This window comes from Pseudomonas sp. MH9.3 (assembly GCF_034354675.1).
Classification (GTDB): Bacteria; Pseudomonadota; Gammaproteobacteria; order Pseudomonadales; family Pseudomonadaceae; genus Aquipseudomonas.
The window spans coordinates 4,468,170-4,486,853 of record NZ_CP133785.1; the positions used below are offsets into that span (position 1 = coordinate 4,468,170).

An 18,684-nucleotide genomic window follows, 5' to 3' on the forward strand; every position below is an offset into this window, starting at 1 on the left:
TATCGGGAGCAAGCCCCCTCCCACATTTTGAACGGTGTCTGGCTCAGTCAGGTCCCGGCGATCAATTGCCGCGCGGCCTGGGTGTGATCGGCGATCAGGCCCTTGAGGTCGAGGCCTTCGATCTGACCGTCGATGACGCGCCACTTGCCGCCCACCATCACCCGATCGGCCCGGTCGGCACCGCACAGCAGCAGCGCCGAAATCGGGTCATGGCTGCCGGAAAAGCGCAGTTCATCAAGTTTGAACAGCGCCAGGTCTGCCTGTTTGCCTACGGCCAATTCGCCGATATCCGTACGTCCCAATAACTGCGCCGAGCCTTTGGTCGCCCAACCAAGCACACCTTCGGGGGTGATTTTTTCGGCGCCGTAGCGCAGGCGCTGGATATACAACGCCTGGCGCGTCTCGAGGATCATGTTCGACGCATCGTTGGACGCCGAGCCGTCCACGCCAAGGCCAATCGGCGCGCCAGCGGCGAGCAGGTCGAGGGTGGGGCAGATGCCGGACGCCAGGCGCATGTTCGAGCTGGGGCAATGGCAGATACCGGTGCCGGCCGCGCCCAGGCGTGCGATTTCATACGGGTTGAAGTGAATGCCATGGGCCAGCCAGGTGCGCGGGCCAAGCCAGCCGACGCTGTCGAGGTAATCCACGGTGCGCAGGCCGAAGCGTTGCAGGCAGAAATCTTCTTCGTCGAGGGTTTCCGCCAGGTGCGTGTGCAGGCGTACATCGAGTTGACTGGCCAGCTCGGCGCTGGCTTGCATGATTTCGCGGGTGACGGAGAACGGTGAGCAGGGCGCCAGGGCAATCTGGATCTGCGCGCCGTCGCCGCGTTCGTGGTAGTCGCGGATCAGGCGCTGGCTGTCGTCGAGAATCACCTGGCCTTGTTGCACGGTCTGTTGCGGCGGCAGGCCGCCGTCGGCTTCGCCCAGGCTCATGGAACCGCGAGTGAGCATGGCGCGCATGCCCAGTTCGCGCACGCTTTGCACTTGCACGTCAATCGCGTGCTCCAGGCCGTCGGGAAACAGGTAATGGTGATCGGCGGCGGTGGTACAGCCGGAGAGCAGCAATTCGGCGAGGGCGACCTTGGATGCCAGCGCGAGCTTTTGCGGCGTCAGCCGCGCCCACACCGGGTAGAGGGTTTTCAGCCAGGGGAACAACGGCTGGTTGACCACCGGTGCCCAGGCGCGGGTCAGGGTCTGGTAGAAGTGGTGATGGGTGTTGATCAGGCCCGGCAGGATCACGTGCTCGCGGGCGTCGAACACCTGTGTGCAGGGATGTGCGGGCGCCTGGCCGTGGGCCAGTACTTCGCTGATCACACCGTCTTGCAGCACCAGGCCGCCACGGGCATCGAGGCCATTGGCGGTGAATATCGCGAGGGGGTTTTTTAACCAGATATGGGTCGCAGGCATTGGCCGGCTCCTCTGAATGATGGGTTCAGGTTTGCCAGCTCAGTGTTGCCCTGTCTGCTGATCCAGGGTCGCCGTGGAGGGCGAGGTGCTGGAGCGAGCAAGCTCGCTCCAGGCGGGAAGATTACCAGGCGATGGTGTCGCCCTTGTAGTCCACGAAGTGATGACCGCCTTTGCCGGTGTAGGCATTTACCTGGTCCACCAGGCCGCGCACGCTGGTGTCGACATCGATGTGCGCGTTCTCACCGCCCATGTCGGTCTTCACCCAACCCGGATGCAACGACAGTACGGTGAGTTTTTTTGCGCCCAGTTGGGTGACGAAACTGTTGGTCATGGAGTTGAGCGCGGCCTTGCTGGCTTTGTACAGCGCCATATCCGAACCGTCGGGGATGGTCACGCTGCCCAGCACCGAACTCATGAACGCCAGCACACCGCTGTCCTTGCGGATTTGCCCGACAAAGCGCTGGGCCAGGTTGATCGGCGCCACGGCGTTGGTAAAAAACAGCTGGCCGACCTGCGCCAGGGTAGCGTGGCCCGGTTCCTGGTTGTCCGGGCCCTTGACGCCGGCGTTGACGAACAGCAGGTCGAAGGTGCGGTCCTTGAGACGCTGGCTCAGGGCGATTACGGCTTGTTGATCGTCCATGTCCAGTTTTTCGATCTGTACCGGGCCGACGGCCTTCAGGGCATCGGCCTTGCTCGGGTCGCGCACGGTGGCGGTGACGTCCCAGCCGTCCTGCAGCAATTGCTTGACCAGGCCAAGGCCCAGGCCGCGCGAGGCGCCGATGATCAGTGCGGTTTTTTGCGTAGACATGAAAAGCTTCCTTTGCAGTAGCGGTTCAGGGTGCAGTGGGCAACAGTAGCAGGTTCAACGTTGCAGCAGGATACGGCCACGGCTCAGATCGGCCAGTTGGGTCTGCAGGGTGTCGATGTGCGCTTCGCCCAGGGCCAGTTGCAGCTCGACACCATTGGCGGTGAAATTTTCTTCCACGATCAGCCCGTCCAGTTCGGCCACGCGCAGCTTGACCAGGTTCAGTTCGGAGAAGCCGCAGGCGCAACTCAGCGCCACACGGCTGATCAGCTCGATGCGTTCGGCCGTTTGCAGGCACTTGTTGGCGCCGCCGCCATAGGCGCGGGCCAGCCCGCCGGTGCCCAGTTGAATGCCGCCGTACCAGCGGATCACCAGCACCGCGACCTGATCGAACCCTTGCGCCTCGATGGCAGCGAGTATCGGGCGCCCGGCGGTGCCACCGGGTTCGCCGTCGTCGTTGCTGCGGTATTGGTCGGCCAGTTTCCAGGCCCAGCAGTTGTGGGTGGCGTTGAGGTCACTGTGGTGCTCGATAAACGCCTGAGCGTCCTGCGCAGTGGCGATCGGCGCGGCCAGGGTAATAAAGCGGCTTTTGCGTATTTCTTCGCGAAATTCGCAAAGGCCGGTCAGCGTGTAAGGCATAAGTCGCTTCGTTTATTGGGCTGGCTTGATGCCACAGCCTTTGAGAATGATGTGGATCAGGTTGGTGCCGGCCTCTTCCATGTCCTGCTTGGTCAGCCGGGTGCGACCGGTGACGCGGCAGATTTGGGTAGCGAAGTCGGCGTAGTGCTGGGTGCTGCCCCACAGCAGGAAGATCAGGTGCACGGGGTCGATCGGGTCCATTTTGCCGGCGTCGATCCAGGCCTGGAATACCGCCGCACGGCCGCTGAACCAGGCGCGGTAGTCCTGGCTGAAATATTCGGTGAGGCATTCGCCGCCGCTGATGATCTCCATCGCGAAGATCCGCGAGGCCTGGGGCTGGCGCCGAGAGAACTCCATCTTGGTGCGGATGTAACGACTGAGCGCCACGGCGGGGTCGTCCTCGGCGGTCAGCGCGTTGAAGGTGCTGTCCCACAGTTCGAGGATATTGCTGAGCACTGCGATATACAGGCCCAGCTTGTTGGTGAAGTAGTAATGCAGGTTGGCTTTGGGCAGTCCGGCACTGGCCGCGATGGTGTTCATGCTCGTGCCTTTGTAGCCATGGCGCGCGAACTCATCTTCAGCAGCCCGCAGAATCGCTTGTTCGTTCTTTTGCCGAATGCGGCTGGCAGGTTTACCGGCGTGGTTGCTGTGGGCAGGAACTTCGAGGCTCATGGAGGTTTCCGTGCTGATCGATAGAGACGACGTGTGCACAGATAACCCACCCTCAAGCCTCAGACAAGTCCTGATGCAATAAAACCGTCAAAGCGGTTCCAGGGTGTCGCTTTCGGTTGCCGGGTTTGCGCCAACCGGGCTCGCCTTGGCTTCGGGCAACAGCAGGCACAGCACGATAGCGGTCAAGCCGCCGCTGGTGATGGCCGAGTCGAACAGGTTCTGCACCAGGGTGGGCATCAGGTGCAGCAGATTGGGCTGGGCGGCGATGCCCAGGCCGACGCCGAACGAGGTGGCGATGATCAGCATGCTGCGCCGGTCCAGCGGGGCCTGGGCGAGGATGCGCACGCCGGCGGCGGCCACGCTGCCGAACATCACCAGGGTCGCGCCGCCCAGCACCGGTTTGGGGATTTGCTGCAGCACGGCGCCAATCAGCGGAAACAATCCGAGGCAAAACAGCAGCACGCCTATATATAAGCCGACGTAACGGCTGGCCACACCGGTGAGTTGGATCACGCCGTTGTTTTGCGCAAAGGTGGTGTTGGGAAAGGCGCTGAAGGTGGCGGCGATCATGCAGCTCACGCCGTCGCCCAGTACGCCGCCTTTGAGTCGGCTTATATAGGAAGGGCCGCTGATGGGTTGGCGGGCGATCATGCAGTTGGCGGTGAGGTCGCCCACGGTTTCGATGCTGCTGATCAGATAAATCAGCGCGATTGGCAGGAAGGCGCTCCAGTCGAAGTTGAATCCGAAGCGAAACGGGGTCGGCACGCTGACCCAGGGCAAGTCCGGCAGCGCCTGGGGGACGAGTTTGCCGCTGAACCAGGCGGCCAGGCTGCCCAGGACCAGGCCGATGATGATGGCCGAGAGGCGCACCCACGGCGTAGCGGAGCGGTTGAGCAGGATGATGGTGAGCACCACGAACAGGCCGAGCGCCAAATTGGTGGGCGCGCCGAAGTCGGGCGCGTTGAAGCCGCCGCCCAGGTCGGTGATGCCGACCTTGATCAGGCTGATGCCGATCAACGTGATCACGATGCCGGTCACCAGCGGGGTGATCACCCGACGCAGTTGGCCGATGAAGCGGCTGAGCACGATCTGCACCGCGGCACCGAAGAAACACACACCGAAGATCATCGCCATGATGTCCTCCGGGCTGCCGCCGCGTTGCTTCACCAGAAAACCCGCCGACAGCACTGCGCCGAGAAACGCAAAGCTGGTGCCTTGCAGGCAGATCATGCCGGCCCCGATACCAAACGGCCTGCGCGCGTGGATGAACGTGCCTGCGCCGGAAACCATCAATGCCATGCTGATCAGGTAGGGCAAGTAGGCGCTGAGACCCAGCGTGGAACCGATGATCAGTGGCGGGGTGATGATGCCGACGAAGGCGGCCAGCACATGTTGCAGGGCGGCGAGCATAGCCGGTGCGGGTTTCGGGCGGTCGTCGAGGCCGTAGATCAGGTCGCTGGGGCTCAAGGATTCTGGGGGCATGGTGGGTCAACTCAAGGCGGACGGTTCAAGGTAGTTGCGTCCTTGCAAAAAACTGTCCAGTTGCTCAGCTTTTTGCTTGAGACCCGAGTCAGCGGGTTGCGGCGAGGCTTTCGAGAAAGCTTTCCAGCACCAAATGAGGGCGACGGCCTTTGCGCGTGACCGATGCCAGGCTCAAATCGTAAAAACGTGTAGCCGATTTCAGCGCGCGCAGTCGGCCTTGTTGCACCCACAGGCTGGCGTAGTGGTCGGGCAAATAACCGATATAGCGCCCGGTGAGGATCAGGAACGCCATGCCTTCACGGTCGGAGGCGCTGGCCGTGCAGCGCAGGGCCTGGTAGTGCGCCTGGATCTCGGCGGGCAGACGGAAGGTGGGCGCGATGGCGTCCTGGCTGTCGATGCGGGCATCGTCCAGCTGTTTGTCGTCGGCGTAGAACAGCGGGTGGCCGACCGCGCAATAGAGCAGTGAGCGTTCGCTGTACAGCGGCTGGTATTCAAGGCCGGACAATGCGCTGGCCTGGGGTACGACGCCGACATGCAGGCGGCCGTCGAGTACGCCTTGTTCCACTTCGTTCGGGGCGATCATGCGGATCTGGATCTGCACGTCCGGGCCGCGTTCTTTCAATTGCGCCAGGGCGTGGGTGATGCGCATGTGGGGCAGGGTGACCAGGTTGTCGGTGAGGCCGATGATCAACTCGCCGCGCAGGTGCTGGTGCAGTCCGTTGACCTCGGTGCGAAAACTTTCCAGCGCGCTCAACAGTTGCAAGGCGGATTGGTAGACCTCGCGACCTTCTTCGGTCAGCGAGAACCCGGCGCGTCCACGTTGGCAGAGTCTCAGCCCGAGGCGTTGCTCCAGGTCGCTCATTTGCTGGCTGATGGCCGAGCGGCCAATGCCGAGTACGGTCTCCGCCGCCGAAAAACCGCCACATTCGACCACGCTGCGAAAGATGCGCAGCAGGCGGATATCGAAGTCGCTGACTTGAGCGAGGGGATCTGGCCTGCGACTGCTCATAGTTTAGTGAAGGCCTGACTGAAGGTTAGAAAAGTTGGATTTCATTGACTTTATCGCCATGGCAATTTACTCGCAACTACGCTTTATCGATCCCGACGCTGCCGTTTGCCCTGCGAGGTTTTGCTGATGAACATGCCCGAAAACGCCCCATCGTCCCTTGCCAGCCAGTTGAAGCTGGATGCGCATTGGATGCCGTATACCGCCAATCGTAGTTTCCAGCGTGACCCGCGCCTGATCGTGGCAGCGCAAGGTAGCTGGTTGACGGATGACAAGGGGCGCCAGGTGTATGACTCCCTGTCGGGCCTGTGGACCTGCGGCGCCGGGCATACGCGCAAGGAAATCCAGGAAGCGGTGACCAAACAATTGGGCACGTTGGACTACTCGCCGGGCTTTCAATACGGTCATCCGTTGTCCTTCCAGTTGGCGGAAAAGATTACCGAGCTGACCCCGGGCAACCTGAACCATGTGTTCTTCACCGATTCGGGCTCCGAGTGCGCCGATACCGCGGTGAAGATGGTACGTGCCTACTGGCGCCTGAAAGGCCAGGCGACCAAGACCAAGATGATCGGCCGCGCCCGTGGTTATCACGGTGTGAATATTGCCGGTACCAGCCTGGGCGGGGTTAATGGCAACCGAAAGATGTTTGGTCAGGCCATGATGGATGTTGACCATCTGCCTCACACGTTGCTGGCGAGCAATGCGTTCTCCCGCGGTATGCCGGAGCAGGGCGGCGTTGCGTTGGCCGATGAGTTGCTCAAGTTGATCGAGTTGCACGACGCCTCGAATATCGCCGCCGTATTTGTCGAGCCGATGGCAGGTTCAGCCGGTGTGCTGGTGCCGCCACAGGGGTACCTCAAGCGTCTGCGCGAGATCTGCGATCAGCACAATATCCTGCTGGTGTTCGATGAAGTGATCACCGGTTTCGGCCGTACCGGCTCAATGTTCGGCGCCGACAGTTTCGGCGTGACGCCGGACCTGATGTGTATCGCCAAACAAGTTACCAACGGCGCAATCCCTATGGGAGCGGTGGTCGCCAGCAGTGAGATCTATCAAACCTTCATGAACCAGGCGACGCCGGAGTACGCGGTGGAGTTTCCCCACGGCTACACCTACTCGGCCCATCCCGTGGCCTGCGCGGCGGGCCTGGCGGCACTCGACCTGTTGCAGAAGGAGAACCTGGTGCAGAGCGTGGCCGACATCGCACCTCACTTCGAGAATGCGCTGCATGGTTTGAAGGGCAGCAAGAACGTGGTCGACATCCGCAACTATGGCCTGGCCGGTGCCATCCAGATTGCGCCGCGTGATGGTGATGCGATTGTGCGTCCCTTCGAGGCGGGTATCGCGTTATGGAAGGCCGGTTTCTATGTGCGCTTTGGCGGAGACACCTTGCAGTTCGGGCCAATGTTCAACAGCAAGGCGCAGGACCTGGACCGCTTGTTTGATGCCGTTGGCGAAGTGCTGCGCAAGATCGATTGATTTTCTCCTTCTCTATAGAACAATTTTTCAGGAGTCCTGCATGAGCGTTATCCAGCATTTGATCAACGGTGAATGGGTCAGCGACAGCGGCCGTACGGCTGATGTGTACAACCCGTCCACCGGCCAGGTCATCCACCAGGTGCCGTTGGCCAGTCGCGAAACCATTCAAAGTGCGATTGACACCGCCAAGGCCGCCTTCCCGGCCTGGCGCAATACGCCAGCCGCCAAGCGGGCGCAGGTGATGTTTCGTTTCAAGCAATTGCTGGAGCAGAACGAGGCGCGTATCGCGCAGCTGATCAGCGAGGAGCATGGCAAGACGCTGGAAGACGCCGCCGGTGAGTTGAAGCGCGGGATCGAGAACGTGGAGTACGCGTGTTCGGCGCCGGAGATTCTCAAGGGCGAGTACAGCCGCAACGTGGGGCCGAATATTGATGCCTGGTCGGATTTCCAGCCGTTGGGCGTGGTGGCCGGTATTACGCCGTTCAACTTTCCGGCGATGGTGCCGTTGTGGATGTACCCGCTGGCGATCGTGTGCGGTAACTGTTTCATCCTCAAACCGTCGGAGCGTGATCCGAGCTCAACGCTGTTGATCGCGCAATTGCTGCAGGAAGCCGGCTTGCCCAAGGGCGTGCTCAGTGTGGTGCACGGCGACAAAGGGGCGGTGGATGCCTTGATTGAAGCGCCGGAGGTCAAGGCGCTGAGCTTTGTGGGTTCGACGCCGATTGCCGAGTACATTTATGCCGAGGCGACCAGACGCGGTAAACGCGTGCAGGCGCTGGGCGGGGCGAAGAACCATGCGGTGCTGATGCCGGACGCGGATCTGGACAACGCCGTCAGTGCCCTGATGGGCGCTGCCTATGGTTCGTGCGGTGAGCGGTGCATGGCGATCTCGGTGGCGGTGTGCGTGGGCGACCAGGTGGCGGATGCGTTGATCGCCAAGCTTGTGCCGCAGGTCAAGGCGCTGAAGATTGGTGCGGGCACTACGTGCGGCCTGGATATGGGCCCATTGGTGACGGGGCAGGCACGGGACAAGGTCAGCGGCTATATAGAAGACGGCGTGGCGTCGGGTGCTGAGTTGGTGGTGGATGGGCGCGGCTTGAGCATTGCCGGGAATGAGCAGGGCTTCTTTTTGGGCGGCAGTTTGTTTGACCGTGTGACACCCCAGATGCGTATCTATAAGGAAGAGATCTTCGGGCCGGTGCTGTGCGTAGTGCGCGTGAGCAGCCTGGAAGCGGCGATGCAACTGATCAACGATCACGAGTATGGCAACGGTACGTGCATCTTTACCCGTGACGGGGAGGCGGCGCGTTTGTTCTGTGACGAAATTGAGGTGGGCATGGTGGGCGTGAACGTTCCACTGCCGGTGCCGGTGGCCTATCACAGCTTTGGTGGGTGGAAGCGTTCGCTGTTTGGTGACTTGCACGCCTATGGGCCCGACGGGGTGCGCTTTTATACGCGTCGCAAGGCGATCACCCAGCGCTGGCCGCAGCGGGCCAGTCATGAAGCGTCGCAGTTTGCTTTCCCTAGTTTGTAGGATGCGATGAAAGCCGGCCCCTTTGGGCCGGCTTTTTTGTTTTTGGGGTTTATGACAGAAAGATGAAAATAGGTATTGACGGCAGATTCTGGACGTCTATAATTCGCCCCACTTCCGGCGCAGTCGAAACGGAAAACTCCTTGGTAAACAAGTAGTTATGCAAGATTCGACAGCGAGTTGCTTCAGTTCATCGAAGTCCAGAAGAAGTTGATAGTGCGGTGTTGTCTGGCGCTATTAACGTTTCGATCTTCTCGGTCGAAAGCGGAGAAAAAGAGGTGTTGACAGCAGCGTGTAACGCTGTAGAATTCGCCTCCCGCTAACGAGAGATCGGAAGCGCAAGTGGTTGAAGTTGTTGAAGAATTCTTCGAAAGCTTCTGAAAATAATCACTTGACAGCAAGTGAGGCTGCTGTAGAATGCGCGCCTCGGTTGAGATGAAGCATCTTAACCAACCGCTCTTTAACAACTGAATCAAGCAATTCGTGTGGGTGCTTGTGGAGTCAGACTGATAGTCAACAAGATTATCAGCATCACAAGTTACTCCGCGAGAAATCAAAGAATAACCAACGATTGCTGAGCCAAGTTTAGGGTTTCTTAAAAACCCAAAGATGTTTGAACTGAAGAGTTTGATCATGGCTCAGATTGAACGCTGGCGGCAGGCCTAACACATGCAAGTCGAGCGGTAGAGAGAAGCTTGCTTCTCTTGAGAGCGGCGGACGGGTGAGTAATGCCTAGGAATCTGCCTGGTAGTGGGGGATAACGTTCGGAAACGGACGCTAATACCGCATACGTCCTACGGGAGAAAGCAGGGGACCTTCGGGCCTTGCGCTATCAGATGAGCCTAGGTCGGATTAGCTAGTTGGTGGGGTAATGGCTCACCAAGGCGACGATCCGTAACTGGTCTGAGAGGATGATCAGTCACACTGGAACTGAGACACGGTCCAGACTCCTACGGGAGGCAGCAGTGGGGAATATTGGACAATGGGCGAAAGCCTGATCCAGCCATGCCGCGTGTGTGAAGAAGGTCTTCGGATTGTAAAGCACTTTAAGTTGGGAGGAAGGGCAGTTACCTAATACGTGATTGTTTTGACGTTACCGACAGAATAAGCACCGGCTAACTCTGTGCCAGCAGCCGCGGTAATACAGAGGGTGCAAGCGTTAATCGGAATTACTGGGCGTAAAGCGCGCGTAGGTGGTTTGTTAAGTTGGATGTGAAATCCCCGGGCTCAACCTGGGAACTGCATTCAAAACTGACTGACTAGAGTATGGTAGAGGGTGGTGGAATTTCCTGTGTAGCGGTGAAATGCGTAGATATAGGAAGGAACACCAGTGGCGAAGGCGACCACCTGGACTAATACTGACACTGAGGTGCGAAAGCGTGGGGAGCAAACAGGATTAGATACCCTGGTAGTCCACGCCGTAAACGATGTCAACTAGCCGTTGGAAGCCTTGAGCTTTTAGTGGCGCAGCTAACGCATTAAGTTGACCGCCTGGGGAGTACGGCCGCAAGGTTAAAACTCAAATGAATTGACGGGGGCCCGCACAAGCGGTGGAGCATGTGGTTTAATTCGAAGCAACGCGAAGAACCTTACCAGGCCTTGACATCCAATGAACTTTCTAGAGATAGATTGGTGCCTTCGGGAACATTGAGACAGGTGCTGCATGGCTGTCGTCAGCTCGTGTCGTGAGATGTTGGGTTAAGTCCCGTAACGAGCGCAACCCTTGTCCTTAGTTACCAGCACGTAATGGTGGGCACTCTAAGGAGACTGCCGGTGACAAACCGGAGGAAGGTGGGGATGACGTCAAGTCATCATGGCCCTTACGGCCTGGGCTACACACGTGCTACAATGGTCGGTACAGAGGGTTGCCAAGCCGCGAGGTGGAGCTAATCCCACAAAACCGATCGTAGTCCGGATCGCAGTCTGCAACTCGACTGCGTGAAGTCGGAATCGCTAGTAATCGCGAATCAGAATGTCGCGGTGAATACGTTCCCGGGCCTTGTACACACCGCCCGTCACACCATGGGAGTGGGTTGCACCAGAAGTAGCTAGTCTAACCTTCGGGAGGACGGTTACCACGGTGTGATTCATGACTGGGGTGAAGTCGTAACAAGGTAGCCGTAGGGGAACCTGCGGCTGGATCACCTCCTTAATCGACGACATCAGCTGCTCCATAAGTTCCCACACGAATTGCTTGATTCATTGAAGAAGACGATAAGAAGCAGCCTAAATAGGGTTGTAGCTTAGTTGGTTGGAGCGCACCCCATGCTCTGTGGTAAAGAGCAGGGTGAGATCGGCCTTAGCAGCTCGAAATTGGGTCTGTAGCTCAGTTGGTTAGAGCGCACCCCTGATAAGGGTGAGGTCGGCAGTTCGAATCTGCCCAGACCCACCAATTTTGTGTGGGAAACGCCTGTAGAAATACGGGGCCATAGCTCAGCTGGGAGAGCGCCTGCCTTGCACGCAGGAGGTCAACGGTTCGATCCCGTTTGGCTCCACCACTACTGCTTCTGTTGTATGAAAGCTTAGAAATGAGCATTCCATTGTGATGATGGTGAATGTTGATTTCTAGTCTTTGATTAGATCGTTCTTTAAAAATTTGGGTATGTGATAGAAAGATAGACTGAACGTTACTTTCACTGGTAACGGATCAGGCTAAGGTAAAATTTGTGAGTTCTCTTAACTGAGAAATTCGAATTTTCGGCGAATGTTGTCTTCACAGTATAACCAGATTGCTTGGGGTTATATGGTCAAGTGAAGAAGCGCATACGGTGGATGCCTTGGCAGTCAGAGGCGATGAAAGACGTGGTAGCCTGCGAAAAGCTTCGGGGAGTCGGCAAACAGACTTTGATCCGGAGATGTCTGAATGGGGGAACCCAGCCATCATAAGATGGTTATCTTACGCTGAATACATAGGCGTAAGAGGCGAACCAGGGGAACTGAAACATCTAAGTACCCTGAGGAAAAGAAATCAACCGAGATTCCCTTAGTAGTGGCGAGCGAACGGGGACTAGCCCTTAAGTGGCTTTGAGATTAGCGGAACGCTCTGGAAAGTGCGGCCATAGTGGGTGATAGCCCTGTACGCGAAAATCTCTTGGTCATGAAATCGAGTAGGACGGAGCACGAGAAACTTTGTCTGAATATGGGGGGACCATCCTCCAAGGCTAAATACTACTGACTGACCGATAGTGAACTAGTACCGTGAGGGAAAGGCGAAAAGAACCCCGGAGAGGGGAGTGAAATAGATCCTGAAACCGTATGCGTACAAGCAGTGGGAGCCCACTTTGTTGGGTGACTGCGTACCTTTTGTATAATGGGTCAGCGACTTATTTTCAGTGGCGAGCTTAACCGAATAGGGGAGGCGTAGCGAAAGCGAGTCTTAATAGGGCGTCTAGTCGCTGGGAATAGACCCGAAACCGGGCGATCTATCCATGGGCAGGTTGAAGGTTGGGTAACACTAACTGGAGGACCGAACCGACTACCGTTGAAAAGTTAGCGGATGACCTGTGGATCGGAGTGAAAGGCTAATCAAGCTCGGAGATAGCTGGTTCTCCTCGAAAGCTATTTAGGTAGCGCCTCATGTATCACTGTAGGGGGTAGAGCACTGTTTCGGCTAGGGGGTCATCCCGACTTACCAAACCGATGCAAACTCCGAATACCTACAAGTGCCGAGCATGGGAGACACACGGCGGGTGCTAACGTCCGTCGTGAAAAGGGAAACAACCCAGACCGTCAGCTAAGGTCCCAAAGTTATGGTTAAGTGGGAAACGATGTGGGAAGGCTTAGACAGCTAGGAGGTTGGCTTAGAAGCAGCCACCCTTTAAAGAAAGCGTAATAGCTCACTAGTCGAGTCGGCCTGCGCGGAAGATGTAACGGGGCTCAAACCATACACCGAAGCTACGGGTATCACGTAAGTGATGCGGTAGAGGAGCGTTCTGTAAGCCTGTGAAGGTGAGTTGAGAAGCTTGCTGGAGGTATCAGAAGTGCGAATGCTGACATGAGTAACGACAATGGGTGTGAAAAACACCCACGCCGAAAGACCAAGGTTTCCTGCGCAACGTTAATCGACGCAGGGTTAGTCGGTCCCTAAGGCGAGGCTGAAAAGCGTAGTCGATGGAAAACAGGTTAATATTCCTGTACTTCTGGTTATTGCGATGGAGGGACGGAGAAGGCTAGGCCAGCTTGGCGTTGGTTGTCCAAGTTTAAGGTGGTAGGCTGAGATCTTAGGTAAATCCGGGATCTTAAGGCCGAGAGCTGATGACGAGTGTTCTTTTAGAACACGAAGTGGTTGATGCCATGCTTCCAAGAAAAGCTTCTAAGCTTCAGGTAACCAGGAACCGTACCCCAAACCGACACAGGTGGTTGGGTAGAGAATACCAAGGCGCTTGAGAGAACTCGGGTGAAGGAACTAGGCAAAATGGCACCGTAACTTCGGGAGAAGGTGCGCCGGTGAGGGTGAAGGACTTGCTCCGTAAGCTCATGCCGGTCGAAGATACCAGGCCGCTGCGACTGTTTATTAAAAACACAGCACTCTGCAAACACGAAAGTGGACGTATAGGGTGTGACGCCTGCCCGGTGCCGGAAGGTTAATTGATGGGGTTAGCTAACGCGAAGCTCTTGATCGAAGCCCCGGTAAACGGCGGCCGTAACTATAACGGTCCTAAGGTAGCGAAATTCCTTGTCGGGTAAGTTCCGACCTGCACGAATGGCGTAACGATGGCGGCGCTGTCTCCACCCGAGACTCAGTGAAATTGAAATCGCTGTGAAGATGCAGTGTATCCGCGGCTAGACGGAAAGACCCCGTGAACCTTTACTATAGCTTTGCACTGGACTTTGAATTTGCTTGTGTAGGATAGGTGGGAGGCTTTGAAGCGTGGACGCCAGTCTGCGTGGAGCCAACCTTGAAATACCACCCTGGCAACTTTGAGGTTCTAACTCAGGTCCGTTATCCGGATCGAGGACAGTGTATGGTGGGTAGTTTGACTGGGGCGGTCTCCTCCTAAAGAGTAACGGAGGAGTACGAAGGTGCGCTCAGACCGGTCGGAAATCGGTCGTAGAGTATAAAGGCAAAAGCGCGCTTGACTGCGAGACAGACACGTCGAGCAGGTACGAAAGTAGGTCTTAGTGATCCGGTGGTTCTGTATGGAAGGGCCATCGCTCAACGGATAAAAGGTACTCCGGGGATAACAGGCTGATACCGCCCAAGAGTTCATATCGACGGCGGTGTTTGGCACCTCGATGTCGGCTCATCACATCCTGGGGCTGAAGCCGGTCCCAAGGGTATGGCTGTTCGCCATTTAAAGTGGTACGCGAGCTGGGTTTAGAACGTCGTGAGACAGTTCGGTCCCTATCTGCCGTGGACGTTTGAGATTTGAGAGGGGCTGCTCCTAGTACGAGAGGACCGGAGTGGACGAACCTCTGGTGTTCCGGTTGTCACGCCAGTGGCATTGCCGGGTAGCTATGTTCGGAATAGATAACCGCTGAAAGCATCTAAGCGGGAAACTAGCCTCAAGATGAGATCTCACTGGAACCTTGAGTTCCCTGAAGGGCCGTCGAAGACTACGACGTTGATAGGTTGGGTGTGTAAGCGCTGTGAGGCGTTGAGCTAACCAATACTAATTGCCCGTGAGGCTTGACCATATAACACCCAAGCAATTTGACTACTCCTGACTTGGAAACAAGTAGAAGCATCAGATTGCGGTGTGTGAAGACGAGATGAACCGAAAGTTCGACGCTCACAAAACACCGACAGCTGTCACATACCCAATTTGCTGAAGCGAGGCCGTCTGGCCACGACTCAGTACCCGAATTTCTTGACGACCATAGAGCATTGGAACCACCTGATCCCATCCCGAACTCAGCAGTGAAACGATGCATCGCCGATGGTAGTGTGGGGTTTCCCCATGTGAGAGTAGGTCATCGTCAAGATTAAATTCCGAAACCCCATCTGCGAAAGCAGATGGGGTTTTGTTTTGGGCGGTTGGAAAGTCAAGTAAGCCTTCGCCTATAAAATTGCACAGTTATTTCTGAACCAGACCACTAGAATAGGCGCCTAACCTTTTTTTAGAGTAAGAGCCCTATCCATGCCCGAGCCGGTTGATGCCCCACAGGTGGCCGACTTACCACTGGACGATCTGGTGGCATGCCATGAATGCGACTTACTGATGCGTAAGCCTGTGCTCGCACGAGGCGAAAAGGCAGAATGCCCACGTTGCGGTTATGAGCTGTACGCTCACCGCCACAATGTCATTGAGCGCAGCCTCGCTTTGGTGATTGCTGCGCTATTGCTGTACATCCCCGCGAACTTTCTGCCCATCATGCAGCTCAATCTACTCGGGCAGACGTCAGAGGACACAGTGTGGACCGGCGTCGTCGGCCTGTTCGATACGGGCATGCAAGGCGTCGCAATTGTGGTGTTCCTGTGCAGCATGGGTATTCCGTTGCTCAAGCTGCTCTGCCAATTGGCCGTGCTGCTCAGCATTCGCTGGAAGATCGGCCGTAATTACGGGCTGCTGCTATACCGCATCTACCATCACATGAAAGATTGGGGGATGTTGGAGGTCTATCTGATGGGCGTGCTGGTCGCGATCGTCAAGCTCGCCGACATGGCTTCCATCACGGTGGGTGTGGGTCTCGTTTGTTTCATCAGTCTATTAGTGGTTCAGGTTCTGCTTGAGGTGGTGATGTCGCCCCACCAGATCTGGCAGGCGTTGTCAGGAGAGGATGATCATGCGGGCGATTGATGCAGGCATTCTGGTGTGTACCGAATGTCACGAGCTGAATACGCAAGAGCCGGATACCGATGAACAAACGTGCACCCGCTGTGGTGCGTTGATTCATCCGCGTCGGCCCGACAGCCTAACCCGCACATGGGCACTGCTGATCACTGCGGCGATCCTCTATATCCCCGCCAACCTGTTGCCCATTATGACCGTCAACTCACTCGGCCAGGGCGAGCCCAGTACCATCATGGCCGGTGTGATCCAGCTGGTGCAGCATGGGATGTTTCCTATTGCTGCCGTGGTGTTCATCGCCAGTATTCTGGTGCCGACGTTCAAGTTGGTGGGCATTGGTCTGCTACTGTTCTCGGTGCAGCGTCACCAACCGCTGTCCGCACAACAACGCATTGTCATGTACCGCTTTATCGAATTCATTGGCCGCTGGTCCATGCTGGATATCTTCGTGATCGCCATCCTGGTGGCGGTCGTAAACTTTGGGCGGCTCGCCAGCGTTGAGGCCAATCTCGGCGCTGCGGCATTCGCCAGTGTGGTGATCTTGACGATGCTCGCCGCAGTAACTTTCGATCCCCGACTGATTTGGGATAACACGGAGTCGGACGACGACCATGAGTGATTTGCCTAAAGCTAAAACCCGCCCAGCCTCTAACTGGTCAGCCATTTGGGTGTTACCCCTGATTGCGCTGATCATCGGCGGCTGGCTCGGATGGCGCGCCTATTCCCAGCAGGGCATCGAGATCCAGGTGCGCTTTGAAAGCGGTGAAGGCATCCAGGTCAACAAGACCGAGGTTGTGTACAAAGGCATGCCCGTGGGCAAGGTCAAAGCCTTGGCGCTCGACGACGAGGGCAACAATCGGGGGGTAATTGCCACCATCGAGATGGGCAAGGACGTTGAGCAATACCTTAAGACCAATACCCGCTTCTGGCTGGTCAAGCCCAGCGTAACGCTGGCCGGCATCACTGGCCTGGAAACCCTTGTGTCGGGTAACTACATCGCCGCCAGCCCTGGCGACGGCGAGCCCACCCGCAAATTCAAGGCGCTCTCCGAAGAGCCGCCGCTGTCCGACGCCAAGCCCGGCCTGCACATCACCGTCAAGGCCGATCGCCTCGGCTCGCTCAACCGTGGTAGCCCGGTGTTCTACAAGCAGATCCAGGTCGGCCAGGTTAAAAGCTACCTGTTGTCCGAAGACCAGAGCACCGTCGAGATCAAGCTCTATATCGAACCGACCTACGCCCACCTGGTGCGTAAACATACGCGCTTCTGGAACGCCAGCGGCATCAGCATCGACGCCAACCTGTCTGGCGTGAAGGTGCGCAGCGAGTCGCTGTCCAGCATCGTCGCCGGTGGTATTGCCTTTGCCACCCCCGAGAATCGCAAGGACAGCCCGCCCACCGATCCCAGCCTGCCATTCCGTCTGTACGAAGATTTCGACGCCGCCGCCGCCGGCATCCGAGTCAAGGTCAAGCTCAGCGACTTCGAAGGCCTGCAGGCCGGCCGCACGCCGGTGATGTACAAAGGCATCCAGGTCGGCAGCCTGAAAACCCTGAAGATCGACCCGGACCTGTCCAGTGCCAGCGCCGAACTGACCCTCGACCCATTGGCCGAAGACTATCTGGTCCAGGACACTCAATTCTGGGTGGTCAAGCCATCCATCTCCCTCGCGGGGATCACCGGCCTGGAAGCCCTGGTCAAAGGTAACTACATCGCCATCCGCCCAGGCGACAAAGGTACTGCGCCACAGCGCGAGTATGTCGCCCGTGCGAAGGCGCCTCCGCTGGATCTGCGTTCCCCTGGTTTGCACATGGTGTTGTTTACCGACAACCTCGGCTCCCTGGATGTCGGCAGCCCGATTCTCTACAAGCAGGTCAAGGTCGGTTCGGTGCAGAGCTACCAGTTCTCGCGCAAGAACAAGCAACTGGTGATTGGCGTACATATCGAGAAAGAATACGAGAACCTGGTCAACGGCTCGACGCGTTTCTGGAATGCCAGCGGCGTCACCCTGACCGGTGGCCTCACTGGCGGCATCCAGGTAAAGAGTGAATCCCTGGCGAGTCTGATGGCCGGCGGTATCGCGTTCGAAACGCCTGAGCCGAATGTGCCACTGAAAAAACACATTCCGCGCTTCCGTCTTTACCCTGACCGCGAAGCCGCCAATCAACACGGCACTCTGGTGACTATCAAGGTTGATCGCGCCGATGGCCTGCGACCCGGCACGGCGGTGCGTTTCAAAGGGCTGGACGTGGGCAAGATCGAAAGTGTCAATCTGAGTGCGGACATGCAATCGGTGCTGCTCGGCGCACGCATCACCCAGGTGGCCGACCGCATCGCACGTGCCGGCAGCCAGTTCTGGGTGGTCAAGCCGGAACTGGGCCTGATGAAAACCGCCAACCTGGAAACCCTGGTGACTGGGCAATACATCGAAGTGCAGCCCGCGACGAAAAACGCAGGCCCGCAGAAAAACTTCGTCGCCCTGGCCCAGCCGCCCGAGGCCGTGCGCCAGGAGCAAGGCTTGAGTCTGGTGCTCAGTGCCGCGCGTCGTGGCTCACTGAAGGAAGGCGTACCGGTGACCTACCGCGAAGTCACCGTGGGCAAGGTCACCGGCTACGAGCTGGGCCAGACTGCCGACCGCGTGCTGGTGCACATCCTGATCGAGCCCAAGTACGCACCGTTGGTTCGCAGCGGCAGCCGCTTCTGGAACACCAGTGGTTTTGGCGTGGACTTCGGCTTGTTCAAGGGCGCGACGGTGCGCACCGAATCCCTGGAGACGTTGGTCGCCGGTGGTATCGCCTTCGCCACGCCGGATGGCGAGCGGATGGGCAATGCGGCGCGGCCGCAGCAGACCTTCCCGTTGTTCGACAAATTTGAGGATGAGTGGCTGACCTGGGCGCCCAAGATTCCATTGGGCAAATAAACCGAGGCGCGGCTATCG

At 57.7% G+C, this 18,684-nt stretch carries 11 protein-coding genes, 2 tRNA genes and 3 rRNA genes; 10 read left to right on the top strand and 6 right to left on the bottom strand.

The annotated features are described in order from the left end of the window. Positions 1–47: 47 nt before the first annotated feature. The 6 genes from RHM60_RS19735 to RHM60_RS19760 form a co-directional block, all read right to left on the bottom strand. Positions 48–1,406, bottom strand: coding sequence for an 8-oxoguanine deaminase (locus RHM60_RS19735; RefSeq protein WP_322212552.1), 1,359 nt, complete (start codon positions 1,404–1,406; stop codon positions 48–50). A gap of 121 nt (positions 1,407–1,527) precedes the next feature. Further along, positions 1,528–2,214 carry an SDR family oxidoreductase gene (locus RHM60_RS19740; RefSeq protein WP_322212553.1) on the bottom strand — a complete coding sequence of 229 codons (687 nt, stop codon included), beginning with the start codon at positions 2,212–2,214 and terminating at the stop codon, positions 1,528–1,530. Between the two features lie 54 nt (positions 2,215–2,268). Continuing rightward, positions 2,269–2,850, bottom strand: a complete 582-nt coding sequence (locus RHM60_RS19745) for a YigZ family protein (RefSeq protein ID WP_322212554.1) — start codon at positions 2,848–2,850, stop codon at positions 2,269–2,271. Positions 2,851–2,862: 12 nt separating this feature from the next. Continuing rightward, positions 2,863–3,522 (bottom strand): TetR/AcrR family transcriptional regulator, encoded by a 660-nt coding sequence (locus RHM60_RS19750; RefSeq protein WP_209988177.1) that lies wholly within the window; start codon positions 3,520–3,522, stop codon positions 2,863–2,865. Between the two features lie 87 nt (positions 3,523–3,609). Continuing rightward, on the bottom strand, positions 3,610–5,004 hold the full coding sequence (locus RHM60_RS19755; protein WP_322212555.1) for a nucleobase:cation symporter-2 family protein: 1,395 nt from the start codon (positions 5,002–5,004) through the stop codon (positions 3,610–3,612). 88 nt (positions 5,005–5,092) lie between these two features. Beyond that, positions 5,093–6,013, bottom strand: coding sequence for a LysR family transcriptional regulator (locus RHM60_RS19760; protein ID WP_209988184.1), 921 nt, complete (start codon positions 6,011–6,013; stop codon positions 5,093–5,095). A gap of 126 nt (positions 6,014–6,139) precedes the next feature. Between RHM60_RS19760 and RHM60_RS19765 the strand changes: the two genes are divergently transcribed. From RHM60_RS19765 to RHM60_RS19810, 10 genes are all read left to right on the top strand, one after another. Then, positions 6,140–7,489 (top strand): aspartate aminotransferase family protein, encoded by a 1,350-nt coding sequence (locus tag RHM60_RS19765; RefSeq protein ID WP_209988188.1) that lies wholly within the window; start codon positions 6,140–6,142, stop codon positions 7,487–7,489. Between the two features lie 40 nt (positions 7,490–7,529). Beyond that, positions 7,530–9,023, top strand: a complete 1,494-nt coding sequence (locus tag RHM60_RS19770) for a CoA-acylating methylmalonate-semialdehyde dehydrogenase (protein ID WP_209988193.1) — start codon at positions 7,530–7,532, stop codon at positions 9,021–9,023. A 612-nt stretch (positions 9,024–9,635) separates the two neighbouring features. After that, positions 9,636–11,172 (top strand): 16S ribosomal RNA (locus tag RHM60_RS19775). A 163-nt stretch (positions 11,173–11,335) separates the two neighbouring features. Then, a tRNA-Ile gene (locus RHM60_RS19780) sits at positions 11,336–11,412 on the top strand. A gap of 30 nt (positions 11,413–11,442) precedes the next feature. Then, positions 11,443–11,518: transfer RNA gene (locus RHM60_RS19785), tRNA-Ala, on the top strand. Positions 11,519–11,765: 247 nt separating this feature from the next. Then, a 23S ribosomal RNA gene (locus tag RHM60_RS19790) occupies positions 11,766–14,657 on the top strand. Positions 14,658–14,829: 172 nt separating this feature from the next. Beyond that, a 5S ribosomal RNA gene (gene rrf / locus RHM60_RS19795) occupies positions 14,830–14,945 on the top strand. Together the 16S, 23S and 5S rRNA genes with 2 tRNA genes alongside form the textbook arrangement of a ribosomal RNA operon. A gap of 155 nt (positions 14,946–15,100) precedes the next feature. Then, a complete protein-coding gene (locus tag RHM60_RS19800; protein WP_209988196.1) occupies positions 15,101–15,760 on the top strand; it encodes a paraquat-inducible protein A in 660 nt (219 codons plus the stop codon). After that, the gene (locus RHM60_RS19805; protein WP_231423749.1) at positions 15,747–16,370 is read left to right on the top strand and encodes a paraquat-inducible protein A; all 624 of its coding nucleotides are present in this window, start codon (positions 15,747–15,749) and stop codon (positions 16,368–16,370) included. Before RHM60_RS19800 ends, RHM60_RS19805 begins: the two co-directional genes overlap by 14 nt. Further along, positions 16,363–18,666: a PqiB family protein gene (locus RHM60_RS19810; RefSeq protein WP_209988202.1), complete on the top strand. Its 2,304-nt coding sequence runs from the start codon at positions 16,363–16,365 to the stop codon at positions 18,664–18,666. The genes RHM60_RS19805 and RHM60_RS19810 overlap by 8 nt, the downstream gene beginning before the upstream one ends. The last annotated feature ends 18 nt before the right edge of the window (positions 18,667–18,684 follow it).